The 18,078-nt window shown below is 32.2% G+C and carries 14 protein-coding genes; 11 read left to right on the top strand and 3 right to left on the bottom strand.

The genetic code is table 11. The annotated features are described in order from the left end of the window. Window positions 1–185 precede the first annotated feature (185 nt). Entirely contained in the window at window positions 186–623 is a 438-nt protein-coding gene (locus ACFCYN_RS08390; RefSeq protein ID WP_172445688.1) for an HIT family protein, read from the bottom strand. Window positions 624–1,922: 1,299 nt separating this feature from the next. Between ACFCYN_RS08390 and ACFCYN_RS08385 the strand changes: the two genes are divergently transcribed. Genes ACFCYN_RS08385 through ACFCYN_RS08375 form a run of 3 tightly spaced genes read left to right on the top strand, consistent with a single transcriptional unit; the run spans window position 1,923 to window position 4,618 of the window. Further along, a complete protein-coding gene (locus tag ACFCYN_RS08385) occupies window positions 1,923–2,660 on the top strand; it encodes an ABC transporter ATP-binding protein (RefSeq protein WP_172445687.1) in 738 nt (245 codons plus the stop codon). Further along, the gene (locus ACFCYN_RS08380; RefSeq protein WP_375948698.1) at window positions 2,657–3,877 is read left to right on the top strand and encodes an ABC transporter permease; all 1,221 of its coding nucleotides are present in this window, start codon (window positions 2,657–2,659) and stop codon (window positions 3,875–3,877) included. Before ACFCYN_RS08385 ends, ACFCYN_RS08380 begins: the two co-directional genes overlap by 4 nt. Before the next feature lie 12 nt (window positions 3,878–3,889). Continuing rightward, window positions 3,890–4,618 carry an EcsC family protein gene (locus tag ACFCYN_RS08375; protein ID WP_375948696.1) on the top strand — a complete coding sequence of 243 codons (729 nt, stop codon included), beginning with the start codon at window positions 3,890–3,892 and terminating at the stop codon, window positions 4,616–4,618. A 401-nt stretch (window positions 4,619–5,019) separates the two neighbouring features. Here ACFCYN_RS08375 and ACFCYN_RS08370 read toward each other — a convergent pair whose 3' ends face one another. Further along, window positions 5,020–6,216: a M20 family metallopeptidase gene (locus ACFCYN_RS08370; protein WP_172445684.1), complete on the bottom strand. Its 1,197-nt coding sequence runs from the start codon at window positions 6,214–6,216 to the stop codon at window positions 5,020–5,022. A gap of 184 nt (window positions 6,217–6,400) precedes the next feature. Here ACFCYN_RS08370 and ACFCYN_RS08365 point away from each other — a divergent pair, with 184 nt between their 5' ends. From ACFCYN_RS08365 to hemY, 4 genes are all read left to right on the top strand, one after another. Further along, window positions 6,401–8,551: a transglycosylase domain-containing protein gene (locus tag ACFCYN_RS08365; RefSeq protein ID WP_375948694.1), complete on the top strand. Its 2,151-nt coding sequence runs from the start codon at window positions 6,401–6,403 to the stop codon at window positions 8,549–8,551. A 312-nt stretch (window positions 8,552–8,863) separates the two neighbouring features. Then, entirely contained in the window at window positions 8,864–9,907 is a 1,044-nt protein-coding gene (hemE, locus tag ACFCYN_RS08360; RefSeq protein ID WP_172445682.1) for a uroporphyrinogen decarboxylase, read from the top strand. A 23-nt stretch (window positions 9,908–9,930) separates the two neighbouring features. Further along, window positions 9,931–10,863: a ferrochelatase gene (hemH, locus tag ACFCYN_RS08355; protein WP_375948692.1), complete on the top strand. Its 933-nt coding sequence runs from the start codon at window positions 9,931–9,933 to the stop codon at window positions 10,861–10,863. Between the two features lie 27 nt (window positions 10,864–10,890). After that, the gene (gene hemY / locus ACFCYN_RS08350; protein ID WP_172445680.1) at window positions 10,891–12,312 is read left to right on the top strand and encodes a protoporphyrinogen oxidase; all 1,422 of its coding nucleotides are present in this window, start codon (window positions 10,891–10,893) and stop codon (window positions 12,310–12,312) included. A 115-nt stretch (window positions 12,313–12,427) separates the two neighbouring features. Here hemY and yhfH read toward each other — a convergent pair whose 3' ends face one another. Then, a complete protein-coding gene (gene yhfH / locus ACFCYN_RS08345; protein WP_375948703.1) occupies window positions 12,428–12,547 on the bottom strand; it encodes a protein YhfH in 120 nt (39 codons plus the stop codon). A 193-nt stretch (window positions 12,548–12,740) separates the two neighbouring features. Between yhfH and ACFCYN_RS08340 the strand changes: the two genes are divergently transcribed. The 4 genes from ACFCYN_RS08340 (at window position 12,741) to ACFCYN_RS08325 (ending at window position 18,015) form a co-directional block, all read left to right on the top strand. Next, the gene (locus ACFCYN_RS08340) at window positions 12,741–13,475 is read left to right on the top strand and encodes an MBL fold metallo-hydrolase (RefSeq protein ID WP_375948690.1); all 735 of its coding nucleotides are present in this window, start codon (window positions 12,741–12,743) and stop codon (window positions 13,473–13,475) included. Window positions 13,476–13,485: 10 nt separating this feature from the next. Then, complete coding sequence (gene lplA, locus ACFCYN_RS08335; RefSeq protein WP_375948688.1) at window positions 13,486–14,475, top strand: lipoate--protein ligase; 990 nt, start codon at window positions 13,486–13,488, stop codon at window positions 14,473–14,475. Window positions 14,476–14,624: 149 nt separating this feature from the next. Further along, window positions 14,625–16,157, top strand: a complete 1,533-nt coding sequence (locus tag ACFCYN_RS08330; RefSeq protein WP_375948687.1) for a fatty acid--CoA ligase family protein — start codon at window positions 14,625–14,627, stop codon at window positions 16,155–16,157. A gap of 580 nt (window positions 16,158–16,737) precedes the next feature. Further along, window positions 16,738–18,015 (top strand): M48 family metallopeptidase, encoded by a 1,278-nt coding sequence (locus ACFCYN_RS08325; protein WP_375948685.1) that lies wholly within the window; start codon window positions 16,738–16,740, stop codon window positions 18,013–18,015. Window positions 18,016–18,078: the final 63 nt, after the last annotated feature.

Raw genomic sequence — 18,078 nt, 5'->3', positions numbered from 1 at the left:
ATATAATATTTTTAGCGAAAATACAGAGGGGTTGTCGAAAAAATATTATTAGTAATATAGTAAATATATAATATTAATCTTCAAAAATATAGTGTAAAATGCAGAATTTGGCTGGGATATAAATGAAAAAACAAAAACAGGAGAAAATCAAACTCCTGTTTTTGTTTTTATTTGGATTTATTTTATTATTTTTTAATAATGTTATTATGAATCGATTTTGCGATTTCCTGGAGCGTTTCATTTGTGTATTGATTTTGGTTTGATTGCCATTTTACATCAAATCCATCATTTTTTCCGTATCGTGGTAAAATATGCATATGATAATGAAATACAGTTTGTCCTGAAACTTCACCACTATTATTTATGATATTGACCCCTTCAACATTAAATGCTTCTTTCATTGCATTTGCAATTATAGGTACTTTACGAAAGTATGTACTTGCTGTGTCTTCACTCATTTCGAATATGTTCTCAGTATGATCTTTTGGAATGACTAATGTATGACCTTTTGTAACTTGACTTAAATCTAAAAAAGCTAACACATCATCATCCTCATATACTTTCGAAGCTGGAATGCTTCCTTCTACGATTTTGCAAAAAATACAATTAGAATCATGCACCATTTTTATTACATCCTTTCACTTTTTTTCCTTATTTTAACATAGGCGTTGGTTTAATTGTAAATGTGGCTAATAAAATCATGACAAAAAAATAACAAGAAGCAACCTACGTTGCTTCTTGATGAAGGGGAAAGATTTTAGAATATAGGTTAATAAGTTAAATTGTCTTTAACAGACACCTCATTTGCTTTAATGTTCAATTAATTGGTACACCTATAATAATAAATATATATGCTCTGGTAGAGACACCTCATTTACAAATTGGTATACTAAAAACCTTTGATATAAGTGATATTGTTCAAGCGTACCATCTCCTTTGATGTTTTCACTGCTGTTTATACAACGATGTTTTATCTTAAGAGATATATTCACTTCAACAGTTATCTAACACAGGTTTGAACGCAAATTAAATTCCCTTTAACACACACCTCATTTTCAAATGTTTGAATTAAGAATAGCGTGTTGCTTTCCCTTCATAGATTATAATACCCTTTTGAAAAGATAGTATGCAGCAAAGTATGAAAAAAATTTGAGAAATTAGTTTCCCTTAAAGATAAAAGGTAAGCCTAAGGGTTTTGGTTATTTATAATAGAAGAAAGTAGTTAAAAAAGAAGGGCATCATTATTATGGATGTAAGGAGTCTAAAGACCCAGCAGGCAATTTAAAAGAGGATCAGGTCATCTAGAACTTTGAAAAAGAGTAAATCAACTTCATTTTTTTATTTGAAAAATATTGCTAATTAATTGACGAGTTCTTTTTTCAACAAAAATGAACAAGGAGCAACTTTAGTTGCTCCTTGATGAAGGGGAAAGAATTTAGAATATAGGTTAATAAGTTAAATTGTCTTTAACAGACACCTCATTTGCTTTAATGTTCAATAAATTGGTACACCTATAAATAAATTATATGTTCTGCTCGAGACACCTCATTTACAAATTGGTATACTAATGCCCTTTGGTTTTATAGATATCGTTCAAGCTTACCATCTCCTTTGAATTTAGCACTGCTGTATGTGACAACGATGTTAATCAATGGAGATACCTCATTTCACTTAAACAAATATCAGACTTAGGTTTGAACGCAAATTAAACTTCCTTTAACACACACCTCATTTCAAATTTTGAATTAAGAAAGTGTGTTGCTTTCCCTTCAAGAATTAGAATACCCTTAACCTAAAATAGTATTCATAAAAAGAAGGATTTTTTTTGAGTGTTCCATAAATATGATTATAAGGCAGTTATGTTTATTATTTGATACAATACAATCTATAGGAAAAGTACATATGAAAGGATTTGTAAAAGAATGACATTATTACATGTAAAAGATGTCTCGGGTGGATATACACGCCTGCCAGTCATTAAAGATGTCTCGTTTACGATTAATAAAAATGAGCTTGTTGGACTGATTGGTTTAAATGGTGCTGGTAAAAGTACAACAATAAAACATATTTTAGGACTCTTGAAGCCTTTAAAGGGTGAAATATTAGTTAATGGACAATCATTTGATAAAGATCCAACTACATACCGTGCAAATTTATCATATGTTCCAGAGACACCGATGATCTATGAGGAATTAACTTTACAGGAGCATCTTGAAATTACAGCTTTAGCTTATAATATTCCTGAAAATGATTTTAAAAAGCGTAGTGAAGTGTTATTAAAAACATTTAGACTATATGAAAAAAGAAAATATTTTCCGTCTACATTCTCAAAAGGGATGAAACAAAAGGTAATGATTATTTGTGCCCTTATTGTTCAGCCTCAGTTATATATAATTGATGAACCATTTTTAGGATTGGATCCAATTGCTATTAATGACTTACTTGAGATATTAAAAGAGGAAAAAGAAAAAGGAGCAGGCATATTGATGTCTACTCATATTTTATCGACTGCTCAAATTTATTGTGATTCATTTATTATTTTGCATGAGGGAGTAATCATTGCAAAAGGTACATTAGCAGAACTACAAAATCAATATAAAATGCCAAATGCTTCATTAGATGAAATTTATATTTTTGCAACAAAGGAAAGAGAAATATGAGTACGATAAAGGAATTATGGCTAGCACGATTTCGAAGCTTCATGAAAGAAATGGGCAGATATGGTCGTTATATTTTTAATGATCATATAAAATTTGTGCTTGTTTTTGCTTTTGGCGGAGGCGCATATTATTATCAAGAAATGCTAAAAACAATCTCTCCAGACTTTCCAGTCGTTTTGGTCATTTCAATTATTTTTGGTTTTCTTGTTGTAACAGGTCAAATAACAACTTTTTTTAAAGGGCCTGATTTACACTATTTATTACCTTTAGAAAAAAAGATGAAAAGTTATTTTATTCGTTCCTTTTTCATTACTTACATTGTTCAAATTTATTTAATGTTAATGATGTTAGGGGTAATTTATCCAATTTATAAGAAATTTTTACTAGGGGAAACTACAAGTTTCATCGTATTTATGGTAATCATTTTCTTATTAAAGGGATATAATCTTTTCATTTCATTTTTACATATTTCAAACAGTGGTGTTTTAAATCGAACTTTTGATTATTGTTTAAGATTAATCGGCACTTTCTTATTTATTTACGGTTTATTAAGTAAGTGGAATAGTTTAGTCCTTTTAATAATCATAGTTATTTTAGCAGCGTATGCATTATATATCCAAATCGGTAGTAAAAATAAAAGAGTGCAATGGGAAAGAAATGTAAGACTCGATACTTCGAGATTAGCTACTTTTTATCGATTTGCGAATATGTTTACAGATGTACCATCCATTCAACAACAAGTTAAACGAAGAAAATGGGCAGATCCACTGATTAATAAGATTCGAGTAAAAAATGCAGCAAACTATCTTTTAGTCCGTACATTTATTCGAAATGGTAACTATTTAAGCATGTTTGTAAGACAGGTTTTCGTAGGTGGATTTGTAGTTTACTTAGTACCAACTCTTGTGGGGAAGGTATTAATAGGAATTTTATTTCTTTATGTAATCTCGCTTCAGAATATATCAATTTTGAGACAATATAACTATCATTTATTGTGGAAAATTTATCCTTATACAAATGAAGAAAATAAAAAATCTATTTCAACGCTTTTGTATATACTACTGATAATATGTAGTGTTGTTTTTAGTTTAATCGTATTAATAAAAGTCGCATCAATTTTAAATTTTATTATTGCGATCGTTGTATATACTTTATTTTCAATGTGGTTAATTAAATTTTATGTACAAAAGAGATTGAGTCAGCCACAAAAATTGTAAAGGGTGGACAAAATGGATTCTTATGAACTTCGTATTCAGTATGAATTATCTAGATGGAAACAAAAAGTAATGGCCGAATCAAATATCTTCCAAACATCTGCAAAAAAGGTTCAATTAAAAATTCAATCATTATTGCCAGAGCAAATTCAAGACTTGTTTACGAAAGCCGTTAAAAACATGATGGTACTATTTATGGGTGGATCGACGGTTTTTAACGGTTCAGGCGAAGAATATGAAGCATTATCTCTTAGAGAACGAGATTTAATGCTAGATAAGAAAATGAACGAATATAAAAAGATTTCAGCAGTTGAAGGAGCAGGAACTGGAGCAGGTGGACTATTGTTAGGTCTTGCTGATTTTCCACTATTATTAGGAATAAAAATTAGGTTTTTAGTTGAGGCAGCCAAAATATATGGGTACTCACCGAAAGATGAACTTGAGCGCCAATTCATGCTTTATATTTTTCAACTTGCTTTTTCAAGTGATAATCATCGAAAGAAAGTTTTTCAAATCATCGAAAAGTGGGAAGACAAAATAGACGAAAATCCACAAGTTAATTGGGAACAATTACAACAAGAGTATCGAGATCATATCGATTTAGCTAAACTCCTACAATTGGTACCCGTGATTGGAGCACCAGTTGGAGCATATGTAAATTATCAACTACTTGAGCAATTAGGCGAAACTGCCAAAAATGCCTATCGTTTAAGGTATATGAACAAGAAGGAAGATCTTTTCTAAGGTCTACATATTAAAAAAGGAGAACTTCAAAAGTTCTCCTTTTTTTTGCTGTTGAACATAGCTTTTTATGCGTAAGATCTTTTTTTACAACATGCTGTTTTCATACTTATGAACACTTTATGAGCAACAAAATTGGAACATTTAGCTGATTTATTAACTCATGAACCTTTTATGAGTAACAAAACTTACTAATTTAGCTATTTTATTAACACATGAACCCTCATGGGCTCCTTATGAGTTAGTATATTTTAACTTAGGCTAATTTTCTTACTCATTAAAGCTAGGCATGAATCTAAAAAGTTCACGAATAAGTAATTTGCATTTTTCCTGCCATTTTCAATTTGGGGTATGTTATATTTCACCACGCAAAAAAGGAGAACTTCAAAAGTTCTCCTCAATTCTTAATTTTGTTCAACTAATTTTTGTGATTGCTTTAATGAAGCTAGTGTCACAGAGCCTAGTGTTTTTGCTGCTATTAGCATAGCTTTTTCGTCAAAATCAAATTTAGGATGGTGATGAGGGTAAGCTTCTGTAACGTGAGGAGGCTTTGCTCCTGTGAAGAAGAATGTTCCTGGAACCTTTTGTAAATAGTAGGCAAAATCTTCTCCACCCATTTTAGGGTCCATTTCTTTTAGGATAGTTACTTCTTCGATTTTGTCAGCGACAGTAACAAGTAAATCAGTTTCTTTTTCGTGATTTACTACTGGAGGGTAACCATCATCGTACTGAAATTCGTATGTAACGTCATTAGCTAGACAAATACCTTTTATGATTCTAGCCATTTGTTCTTTTACTTTTTCTTGTGTTTCCTTTTTGAATGTTCGTACAGTTCCTACTAAAGTTGCTCGATTGGCAATTACATTAAAAGCATTTTTTGCTTCAAAACTACCAATAGATAAAACAACAGTGTCAATTGGGTTGGATTCACGGCTAACAACTTGTTGAAGTGCCATTACAAGTTGGCTTGCAATTACAATACTATCTTTAGTTCGGTGGGGTTCGGCACCATGACCGCCTTGACCTTGGATTGTAATTGAAAAACGATCAGCTGCTGCCATGATCGGCCCTTTTCGATAACCGATTGTTCCTAATTCTTCTATAGCCCAAATATGAGTTCCATAAACCTCGTCTACACCATCTAAACAGCCATCAGCAATCATTGAAATTGCCCCGCCTGGTGCATATTCTTCAGCATGTTGATGAAGTAAAACGACTGTACCATCCCAAGAATCTTTTTTCTCGTGAAGTGCTTTTGCTAAATATAATAATGTAGCGGTATGACCATCGTGACCACATGCATGCATAACTCCAGGTGCTTTTGAGGAATAAGGTACGTTCTTCTCATCCTGAATAGGTAAAGCGTCGAAATCAGCTCTTAAAGCAATTGTTTTTCCAGGGCTTCTTCCATGAATTGTTGCCACAATTCCATTTCCACCAACATTTGATTTAAATGGAATATTTAATTGTTTATAGAAGTTTTGAATAAATTTAGCTGTTTCAAATTCTTTAAAAGAAAGCTCGGGATTTTCATGTAGATATCTACGAGTAGATACCATTTCTGGATAATATGAATCTAATAATGTAAATAAATCTGACATTTTTTCACCCTCCTACTTACTATCTATATAACCTATTCAAGAAATGTAGTTGATATCCTTCAAAATTATCTCCAATTAGGATATGACGAAAAATGTATTTCCAAGGAAATATGCATCGAAAAAAAGGAAATAATGACTTATTCGTGGGAATATATGGATATACTATTACTTATATGGTAAGAGAATGAAGGTGAAATCATTGAAAAAATGGGGATATGTAGCAATAGGACTATTAAGTGTCCTGCTGATTAGTTTTATAGGATTCTTACTAATAGTCTTTTTAGGTAATTATGTAATAGATGAGGATAAACTAGTCGTCCATTCATCATCTGAAATGGTAGATTTAGAGGGGGATTTTGTCTCAAAGTTATATAATGAAAACCATCAAATTGTTTCAATTAATGATATACCTGACTATACAAAACAAGCTGTAGTTTCAATTGAAGATGAGCGATTCTACAAGCACCATGGAATTGATACACAATCAATTTTTCGAGCGATCGTAAACGATATAAAATCATTTAGTAAGGTTCAAGGTGCAAGTACACTTACGCAACAGCTTGCAAAGAATGTATTTTTGACGAATGACAAAACATATATGCGAAAAACGAAGGAAGTAATTATTGCAATTAATCTAGAAAGAAAATATACAAAAGATCAAATACTAGAAATGTATTTAAATCAAGTTTATTTTGGACATGGGGTTTATGGGATTGGTGGAGCAGCGAAATACTATTTCGGAAAAGACGTTAAAAATTTAACGATTGAAGAAAGTGCGTCATTAGCAGCGCTATTAAAAGCACCATCGCATTATGATCCTGTCACTCAGCCAACGCGATCTCTAGAGCGTAGGAATCTTGTTCTTTATAAGATGCTAGATACGCACTATATTACAGATTCTGAATACAAGAAAGCAATAAGTATACCTTCAGTATTACATATCACTGAGCAAAAATTTGAAAATGGTTATGCTACTTATATTGATATGGTTATAAAAGAGGCAAAAGAAAAGTATGGAATTTCTTATGACGAGCTTTTAAATGGTGGATACAAAGTAGTTGTACCGATTCATAAAAAGACTCAATTAACTGCTTATAAATATTTTAAAAATGGAAACTATTTTCCTGGTACAGATCAAAATGCTGAGGGAGCATTCATCTTAATCAACGCTGAAACAGGTGGTGTAGAGGCAGCCATTGGAGGAAGAAATTATTATTTTCATGGCTTAAATCGAATCAATGTAAAAAGACAACCTGGTTCAACGATGAAGCCATTACTAGTTTATTCCCCAGCACTTGAAACGGGAAACTACAATCCGTATTCCTTATTGCCAAATGAGCAAAGTGCACTAGGAGACTATAAACCTAAAAATTATAATGGAGTATACTCGAAAACAATTTCGATGTTTGACGCATTAATACAATCCGCAAATGTGCCAGCAGTTTGGTTATTAAATGATATTGGAATTGATAATGCGAAAGAGTATTTAAAGAAAATGGATTTGAATATTCCTGACAAAGGTTTAAGTATGGCTCTTGGTGGTCTAAAGAATGGTTTAACGCCATTAGAGCTGGTTAAAGCATATAGCGCACTTGATCATGAAGGGGATGCATTAGAGCCTTTTGTTATTAATGCAATTTACGATCGCAATAATGAATTAGTCGGGGAAGCAAAAATTAAAGAATATAAAGTTTTTTCATCTCAAACCTCTTGGTATATGACAAAAATGCTAAAAGGTGTTGTTAATGAAGGGACTGCAAGTAGAGGTAGTTTTTCTGGTGATTTAGCAGGGAAAACTGGTTCCACTAATATCCCTGGTCAGACGAATGGAAATAAAGATGCTTGGTTTGTAGGATATACACCTGATGTAGTTGGAGCAATTTGGATGGGGTACGATAAAACGGATTCAACCCATTACTTAAGAAATGGAAGCACATATCCAACTATATTATTTAAAAAGATTTTAAGTGAAGCTGGAAGAGAACCAAATAAGAAATTTAAAAAACCAAAAAATATAGATGATTTAGATTCACCAATAAATTTAGAGCCTATTTCAAGTGTTCAATCGAAAGTATCATTCTCTCCATTTGGATTATTCACTGTCGTCCTTAATTGGAACGCACCAACTGATCATAGACAACAATATCGAATTTATCGTGTAAAAAATGGAAAAGAGAAATTGATAGATACTGTTACAGGATTAGATCAATATAAAGACACTTTTGTAAACGTGTTTAATGTACCTTCTTATTACGTAGTACCGTACAATCCTCAAACAAAAGAAGAAGGTAAGAGGTCTAAACTTGTCACACCAAACATAAGAAATAAGGAATAGACATTTATTAAGGCTCTCCTTCTTATCGTATGATTTGAAGGGGAGTTTTTTATGTAAATAAGGGAACTAGTTTCTTACGTCTTTCCCTTGATGCCTAATCCCTTAATTCTGAATTTTAAATTCGATATTTTAGTTATATTTTGATATAATTTTTAATGGGAAAAGTCTGGTGGTAAATTAGACCTATTAATTGATAAAAAATGTAAAAAGAGTGAACATTATGTGTCAAAATTCGAGTTTTCTATACAATTAATGGTTCAATCAGTATATTTAATAGTAGAGTTTGGAAAAGTGAAAGGGAGACTTTGAAGGATGAAAAAAGATTTTAACGATACATTTCTAAAAGCGATTAGAGGAGAAGAAGTAACACATACACCAGTTTGGTATATGAGACAAGCAGGGCGTTCTCAGCCAGAATATCGAAAAATTAAAGAGAAATATTCTTTATTTGAAATTACTCATCAACCTGAATTATGTGCATATGTAACAGCGCTTCCAGTTGATCAATATAACGTTGATGCAGCTATTTTGTATAAAGATATCATGTCGCCGCTTCCTGCTATTGGAGTAGATGTAGAAATTCAATCAGGAGTAGGACCGGTAATTAGCAATCCAATTCGTTCTTTAGAAGATGTAAAAAAGTTAACTGATATTCATCCAGAAGAGCAACTACCTTACATTTATGAAACGATTAAATTATTAACAACAGAAGTTTTATCTGTTCCATTAATTGGATTTGCAGGTGCACCTTTTACAGTTGCAAGCTATATGATCGAAGGAAGACCATCAAGAAGCTATAATAAAACTAAATCGTTTATGTATGCAGAGTCAGAAGCTTGGTTCGCTCTTATGGATCATTTAGCTGATATGACGATCAAATACGTGAAAGCACAAGTTAAAGCAGGAGCAAGTGCGATTCAATTATTTGATTCATGGGTTGGTGCATTAAATGCTAGCGACTATCGCATTTATATTAAACCTTGTATGGATAAAATATTTGCAGCTCTTAAAGAGGATAATATTCCTACTACTATGTTTGGAATTGGCGCAAGTCATTTAATCCATGAATGGAATTCATTGCCTGTAGATGTAATTGGATTAGATTGGAGAACGTCTATTTCTGAGGCTCGTTCTTTAGGTGTTACGAAAACACTTCAAGGTAATTTAGATCCTGCATTCTTATTAGCTCCATGGGAAGTAATTGAGGCACGTGCAAAAGAAATTTTAGATGAAGGTATGGCAAACCCAGGACATATTTTTAACTTAGGACATGGGGTATTCCCAGAAGTTAATCCTGATACTCTTAAACGATTAACAAGTTTTGTACATGAGTATTCATCTAGAGTTAAAGCTTAATATAAAAGGACTATGGTGATGACATGAAGGAAAAAATCGGTTTATTAGTTATGGCTTACGGCACGCCATATAAGGAATCAGATATTGAGCGTTATTATACAGATATCCGTAGAGGTAGAAAGCCTTCTCCTGAAGCGTTAGAAGAGTTGACGGAGCGATATCGTGCAATTGGAGGGATTTCTCCATTAGCAAAAACAACAGTTGAACAAGCAAAAGCTTTAGAAGAAGATTTAAATAATATCCAAGACAAAGTAGAATTCAAAATGTATATCGGACTAAAGCATATTGAACCATTCATTGAAGATGCAGTAGACGAAATGAAAAAAGACGGTATAACAAAAGCGGTTAGTATCGTACTTGCACCACATTATTCAACATTCAGTGTAAAATCATATAACGAACGTGCTACAAATCATTCTGAAAAAGTAGACGGACCAGAAATTATCCATGTTGATGATTGGTATAAAGAAGAAAGATTTATTCAATATTGGGTACGTGAAGTAGAAAAGGTTTTAGAACCAATGAATGAAGAGCAACGTGTTAAAACGGCATTTATTTTTTCAGCACATAGCTTACCTGAAAAAATTCTTACTTATGGTGATCCATACCCTGAGCAGCTTAAACAAACTGCCGAGTTAGTTGTTGAGCAATCTGATATTCGTCATTATTTTTTAGGATGGCAAAGTGCAGGAAACACGCCTGAGCCTTGGCTTGGACCTGATGTACAAGATTTAACACGTGAACTAAATGATAATTATGATTTTGATACTTATGTTTACTTACCATTAGGATTTGTAAGTGAGCATTTAGAAGTACTTTATGATAATGACATAGAATGTAAACTTGTAACTGATGAAATTCAAAAAGCATATGTTCGTCCACCAATGCCTAATACAGATCCATTATTTATTAGTGGACTAAGTACGGTTGTATTAAGAAAATTAAACGAACAATAAAATGGTTTTGAAATAGGGGGTAAAGAAGTGAATAAGAAGGTCGTCATTATTGGTGGCGGTATTACTGGATTGACAGCTGCCTACTATTTAAAACAAGAAAAAATAAAAAATAACCTTCCGATTGATATTCAATTAATTGAAGGATCATCAAGGCTTGGCGGGAAAATCCAAACGATTAGAAAAGATGGATTTGTGATTGAGCGTGGACCTGATTCATTTTTGGCAAGGAAAAAGAGTGCGTATCGATTAGCTGAAAATTTAGGTATTCAAGATCAAATCGTTTTTAACTCTGCTGGAAAATCCTATGTTTTAGCCCATAATAAATTACATGGAATGCCAGAAGGTTCTAATATGGGGATTCCTACTCAAATTAAACCTTTTATATTTTCAGGTCTATTTTCACCGGCGGGAAAAATTCGTGCAGGTCTAGATTTTGTTTTACCTAAAACACATGTCCAAGGGGATATGTCATTAGGTAAATTTTTCAGAAGAAGACTTGGTAATGAAGTAGTTGAAAATTTAATTGAGCCATTATTATCAGGTATTTATTCTGGTGATATTGACCAAATGAGTTTAATGGCGACATTTCCTCAATTCTTCCAAATTGAACAAAAACATCAAAGTATTGTTCTAGGTATGAAAAAAGAAATGCCTGTAAAAAAATCAAAAGGTCCTAGAAAAGGAATTTTCCAGACTGTAAGTACGGGACTTCAAACAATCGTTGAACGAATTGAAGAAGAGTTAGATAAAGAGGAAGTTTTAAAGGGTGTACAAGTTGTTAATATAAATAAAATTGGAAAAAAATATGAGATTACACTAAGCAATAATGAGAAGATCGAATCAGATTCAATTATCGTTACTGTACCTCATCGTTTCATTCCACAACTATTTAACGATAAACCTGTATTTGAGCCTTTCAAAAAAGTACCTTCTACATCAGTTGCGAATGTTGCACTTGCATTTCCGGAGCATGCAATTAAGAAGGATATTAATGGTACAGGCTTTGTTGTTTCACGAAACAACGACTATAATATAACAGCATGTACTTGGACTCATAAAAAATGGGCACATGCCTGTCCAAAGGGTAAGGTACTATTACGTTGTTATGTTGGACGACCATACAATAAGGAAATAGTCGATAAAACAGATGAAGAACTTGTTGAAATTGTTTTAGAAGATTTAAGAAAAACGATGGATATAACTGAAAAACCTGAATTTTATATTGTTTCAAGATGGAAAGATGCGATGCCTCAATATACGATTAATCATAAAGAGCGTACGAAAAATATGGAACAATATTTACAAAAGGAAATGCCAGGAGTATCAGTGATTGGCTGCTCATTTTATGGTTCAGGTTTACCAGATTGCATAGATCAAGGTGAAAAAGCAGTTTCAGATACGATTGAGTTCTTATTCTCTAAAGAAAAACAATCTGTTCCAAGTTATTAAAGAATAGAGCAACCGTAAAGTAGATAGATACTTTTGAGGTTGCTCTTTTTATTTTGACGCTATACTATAACAGTTTTGTGTTATAAGAACTTAGTGAAACGATAAGGCCTCTAAATCAAAAACTATCTTTTAAGCATTTTGAGCAAGTATTACTGTAGCAATCATGTTGTTCTTCAATCGTCGAATTACATTGTTTACAAAGTTTCTTCGGTAATAGTTTTAAAAATTCGGACATTTTTACAAGCATGCTACCATCTCCTTTGATTGATTAACTTATTAGTATTGTATTACTACAACTTATTTTATGTCAATCTGTATTAGTACAATTTTAAAAAATAATCTAAACGCCTATTTTCAGTTAAACAGTAAGGACGACTTATAAATTTGAATTTTCATAGAAATAATAAGTAGAAAGGAGCGTGTTTTTTATGAAAGTAACCGTAATCGGTTATTGGGGCGGCTATCCAGGTAAAAGTGAAGCAACATCATGTTATTTATTTAAATCTAAAAATTTTAATCTATTGGTTGATTGTGGTTCAGGCGCGTTAGCAGCTTTACAAAATTACATTGATCCTAATAGCTTAAATGCTGTAATCCTTTCACATTATCATCATGATCATATTGCGGATATAGGAGTACTACAATACTACAAGCTTGTAAACGCTGATAAGCTTAAGTTTGCTTTACCTATATATGGTCATAACTTTAATCAAGAAAAATTTAATTCATTAACATATAAAGAGGCAACAAAGGGATATGAATATAAACCAAATGAGGCCCTTGATCTAGGTCCATTTACAATACGTTTTCTTAAGACTGTTCATCCAGTTGATTGTTTTGCATTCCGAATTGAAACTGCAAATCATTCAGTCGTATATACTGCCGATTCAAGCTATACGGAAGAGTTCATTCCATTCTCTTCCAATGCGGACTTACTTATAAGTGACTGTAATATGTATGAACACCAAGATGGAGCTAAAGTGGGACATATGAGCAGTAAAGATGCTGCGACGATAGCTAATGAAGCAAATGTAAAAGAATTACTTTTATCCCATCTTCCTCATAAGGGAAATACAAAAGATTTAATCATTGAGGCAAAGAAGTATTATAATGGAATTGTTCATTTAGCTTATACAGGATTTGAATGGAAATTAAAAGGATAGGAGAATACACATGTTATTTTTAGATAATAGAGGAATTACGGATCCAACATTAAATTTAGCGATGGAAGAATATGCGCTAAAAAATCTAGATCCTGAAAATACATATTTTTTATTTTATATTAACGAACCATCAATCATTATTGGTAAAAATCAAAATACTGCCGAGGAGATTAACGCGTCATATGTTAATGATCACAACATTCATGTAGTGCGAAGATTATCTGGAGGCGGAGCGGTATATCACGATATAGGGAATCTAAACTTTAGTTTTATTACTAAGGATGACGGCGATAGCTTTCATAATTTTAGAAAGTTTACTGAACCAGTAATCGAGGCATTAAAAAAACTTGGTGTGAATGCCGAGCTTAGTGGCAGAAATGATATTTTAGCTGAAGGTAGAAAAATCTCTGGTAATGCACAATTTTCTACTAAAGGTAGAATGTTTAGTCACGGTACGTTGTTGTTTAATAGTAATATTGATGAAGTTGTAAATGCGTTAAATGTAAAACTAGAAAAAATCCAATCCAAAGGGATTAAATCTGTTAGAAGTAGAGTTGCAAACATTAAGGAATTTTTAAAAGAAGATATTACGATTCTAGAATTTAAAGAATTAATATTACAATCAATTTTTAAAGAACACGGCAAAATAGAACGTTACGAATGGACAGATGAGGATATTAAGAATATTAAAGAGCTTGCTGAGAGTCGATATCGCAATTGGGATTGGAATTTTGGGAAATCTCCTAAATGTAATATTCAACAAAATAAGAGATTTGCAGCTGGATCAATTGATATTCGTTTAGATGTAAACAAAGGAAGTATTGAAAATGTTAAAATTTACGGTGACTTCTTTGGAGTTGGAGATGTATCTGATATAGAACAGCTCCTTATAGATAGTAAATTTGATAAACAAGAGATTGAAAATAAGCTAAATGAAGTTAATTTTACACATTATTTTGGTAACGTCTCTAAAGAAGAATTTATGAGTTTATTATTTTAAAAAAAGAGTAGGAAACTACTCTTTTTTTGTTTGATGTAGCAAATCAAAGACTAAAAAGTGCTAGTATTCTCACTTGTCAGAATTGTTTTCTAGCAATATAATATATTTAGAATATTTTAAATTTTTATATTTAAAGGGGGTAGTTTTTCTTGAATTTAGTTGAAACACTGTCACAATCGGCTTTGAAGCATCCTGAACACTCTGCCGTTATCTTTGAAGGACAAACTCTATCATATTCAACACTAGATACTTACATTACGAAATTTGCGAGTGGTCTCTCAAAACTAGGAATTGAAAAAGGAGATAAAGTAGCTTTAGTTGTTGGTAATTCTCCTCATTTTATTATAGCGCTATATGGTGCATTAAAGATTGGAGCGGCTATTATACCAGTTAATCCTCTTTATTCACCAGATGAATTACTATACATATTAACAAACGGCGACGCAAAAGCAGTAATCACCTTAGACCTATTTCTTCCACTAGTAGAAAAAGCTTCACCGATTCTTCCTAACATCGAACACTTCATTATTTGTGAAACAAAGCAAGAAAATCCGTATGAATTTAAAAACAATAAATTGAAATCGTTTACAAATATAGTTGGCCTTGGAGATGTAGATTTCAAAGGACCTGAATTAGTAGAAGATGACTTAGCAGTCATCTTATATACTTCTGGTACAACAGGTAAACCAAAGGGAGCTATGTTAACGCATAAGAACTTATATTCCAATGCAATGGATGCGGGCCATTTTTTAAGCTTTTCGAGTTCTGAAAAAGTAATAGCAACTTTACCTGCTTTTCATGTATTCTGTTTAACTGTAGCTTTAAATGCGCCTTTAATGTACGGAGCTACTGTTATTTTAGTGCCTAAGTTTAGTCCAAAAGAAATATTTGATATCATTCGTTCATATAAGGCAACAGTATTTGCTGGTGTACCAACAATGTATAATTTCCTTTATCAATTCCCTGAAGGAAAGACAGAGGACTTTGAGTCTATTCGATTATGCATATCGGGAGGTTCCTCATTACCAGTTGCACTATTAGAAAATTTTGAGAAGAAATTTAATGTTATGATCTCAGAAGGTTATGGATTATCAGAAGCTTCACCTGTTACTACATTTAACCCATTAGATCGTCCGAGAAAAGCAGGATCAATTGGAACAAATATTAGCAATGTAGAAAATAAAGTTGTTAATGCACTTGGTGAAGAAGTTGCAGTTGGCGAAGTAGGTGAATTAATCGTTCGAGGACCAAACATTATGAAAGGTTATTATAATATGCCAGAGGAAACGGCAATGACGGTTCGTGACGGATGGCTATATACTGGTGACCTAGCAAGAATAGATGAGGATGGCTATTTCTATATAGTCGATCGCAAAAAAGAACTGATTATTGTAGGTGGCTATAATGTGTATCCTCGTGAAGTTGAAGAGGTAATTTACAATCACCCTGATGTTGTTGAATGTGCTGTAATTGGATTACCAGACGATAATTTCGGCGAAAGTGTAAAAGCATATGTCGTTTCTAAAAATCCATCATTAAGTGTAGAAGCACTGGAAGAATATTGCAATGCACATCTAGCAAAATATAAAGTACCAAGATCAATCGAGTTTATTTCTGAGCTACCAAAAAATGCAACGGGTAAAATACTTAGAAGAGCATTAAAGGATTCTGTTATTCAATAGGGAGCAGTAATGAAGGAGAGTGTCCTATTCTGGGTAGCTCTCCTTTTATTTGCTGAAATAGAGTTATAACAGTGTTTATTGGAAGAGGGTTATGATGTATTCCGAAAGAAATCTACGAACACCGAATTGCAAATAAGTGATGGAGAACTGCAAATAAGATAAAACTTCCCAATACAGATAAGGGATTACACTTAAAATAGGACAATATTTATTCCTTTTAAATGAAAAATTAGCAAAATTGCTTTGATTCTCTTTAAATTAAATAAATAATTGATATAAATTTGCTAATAATCTATAAAACAATGATAATTAGCAACAAGCGCATGAGAGATACCTACTTCTCAGTTTAAAATTCTCTAATCATGTTTCGGCTTTTTCTAACTTGATTGTTATTTGCCGATGTACTTTATTACCAATCTTTAATAGGTTATAAACGAAATAATTACGTAGTAGATGGACACGGCATTGCAACGTTTGTTATAAAATTACATTACTGAAAGAAAAAAGTAATTAAAAATATAATAGGTTGAAGTTCTAAAAAATTGGACAAAGTTGATAATATAGAGTGGGGGGAGATTTTATGAAAAAAGCTACAAAAACGAAATTGACCAAGTACATTTGTCTAGGCTATCTCGTCTATATCATTTTAATCCTGTTATACTTTTATGTATTTACAAGTCCTGACCTACCTTCAAAATATAAAGGAACATTTGTAGATCCACATACATTTATGAATCATAAAGAAGCTAATTTAAGTTCTAGTTATAGCACATTGAAAAATGTTCTTTACTTTATTAGCTTACCGATCGATTGGATTGTTTTATCACTTTTATTATTAAGTGGAGCGATTGAAAGATTAGGTGAATCGTTATCTAAGTTGACTAGATTTAAGTTTATCCAAGTCCTTTTATATTATTTCTTTGTCTCAGTCATTACATATATCGTTACATTTCCAATTGACTTATATCGATTTAAGTTATCAACTAAATATGGATTGTCGGTTCAAACATTTAATGCATATATGAAGGATGAAATGATTGGTTTTTGGATAAATTTTGGAATGATGTTTTTTGTGCTGTATGTGCTGTATTTATTAATCAAAAAACAACCAAAGAAATGGTGGCTAACGGCATGGCTATTAAGTATTCCTTTTACAATATTTTTAACGTTTATTCAGCCGGTCGTCATCGATCCTTTATATAATGATTTTTATCCATTGAAAGATAAAAACTTAGAAAAGAAAATTATTACATTAGCTAAAGAGGCGAATATTCCTGCACATCGGGTTTATGAAGTAAATATGTCGACTAAGACCACGACTTATAATGCTTACGTAACAGGGATAGGTAAAAATGCAAGAATTGTTTTATGGGATACAACACTTAAGGGGTTAACTGAAGATGAGATTATGTTCATCATGGCTCATGAAATGTCTCATTACGTACACAAAGATATCTATAAATCAATGTTTGGCTTGCTAGCCGGAAGCTTAGTTGGTCTGTATATCATTCACTTATTAATGAAGTATGTTCTATCAAAAAGTAGAAGCAGTAACCAGACTGAAAAAATGGCAGTTGTCTTAACACTATTTTTAATTATTAGTGGAGTTGTAGAATTTATTTCTGACCCGGTTTCAAATGCGTTTTCTAGAAGTGCGGAAAAAAGAGCGGATTTATATGCTGTTAAGTTAACACATGATCCTGAAGCAGGGATTATTGCGTTTCAAAAATTATCAAAAAACAGTCTTTCCCAGGTAAATCCTCCATTTCTTGTGAAGTTATTTAGATATGATCATCCGACTATGTTGGAAAGAATGCAGTATTTAGAGGCAGCTGAGAAAAGAAATGGTAACAAATAAATAAAAACTCTTTTTGAATTTTTAGCTTGTAGGTAAAGTGATTATTATGTCACTTGTCTACAA

The organism is Gottfriedia sp. NPDC056225, from assembly GCF_042267765.1.
GTDB lineage: Bacteria > Bacillota > Bacilli > Bacillales > Bacillaceae_G > Gottfriedia.
The sequence above is the reverse complement of the archived record's forward strand: the minus strand, read 5'-3'. Positions and strand labels throughout refer to the sequence as shown.

Excerpts from the sequence above, each read along its gene's own strand:
- ACFCYN_RS08390 (WP_172445688.1), bottom strand. The coding sequence starts at position 623 with ATGGTGCATGATTCTAATTGTATTTTTTGCAAAATCGTAGAAGGAAGC.
- ACFCYN_RS08385 (WP_172445687.1), top strand. The coding sequence starts at position 1,923 with ATGACATTATTACATGTAAAAGATGTCTCGGGTGGATATACACGCCTG.
- ACFCYN_RS08380 (WP_375948698.1), top strand. The coding sequence starts at position 2,657 with ATGAGTACGATAAAGGAATTATGGCTAGCACGATTTCGAAGCTTCATG.
- ACFCYN_RS08375 (WP_375948696.1), top strand. The coding sequence starts at position 3,890 with ATGGATTCTTATGAACTTCGTATTCAGTATGAATTATCTAGATGGAAA.
- ACFCYN_RS08370 (WP_172445684.1), bottom strand. The coding sequence starts at position 6,216 with ATGTCAGATTTATTTACATTATTAGATTCATATTATCCAGAAATGGTA.
- ACFCYN_RS08365 (WP_375948694.1), top strand. The coding sequence starts at position 6,401 with ATGAAGGTGAAATCATTGAAAAAATGGGGATATGTAGCAATAGGACTA.
- hemE (WP_172445682.1), top strand. The coding sequence starts at position 8,864 with ATGAAAAAAGATTTTAACGATACATTTCTAAAAGCGATTAGAGGAGAA.
- hemH (WP_375948692.1), top strand. The coding sequence starts at position 9,931 with ATGAAGGAAAAAATCGGTTTATTAGTTATGGCTTACGGCACGCCATAT.
- yhfH (WP_375948703.1), bottom strand. The coding sequence starts at position 12,547 with ATGTCCGAATTTTTAAAACTATTACCGAAGAAACTTTGTAAACAATGT.
- ACFCYN_RS08340 (WP_375948690.1), top strand. The coding sequence starts at position 12,741 with ATGAAAGTAACCGTAATCGGTTATTGGGGCGGCTATCCAGGTAAAAGT.
- lplA (WP_375948688.1), top strand. The coding sequence starts at position 13,486 with ATGTTATTTTTAGATAATAGAGGAATTACGGATCCAACATTAAATTTA.
- ACFCYN_RS08325 (WP_375948685.1), top strand. The coding sequence starts at position 16,738 with ATGAAAAAAGCTACAAAAACGAAATTGACCAAGTACATTTGTCTAGGC.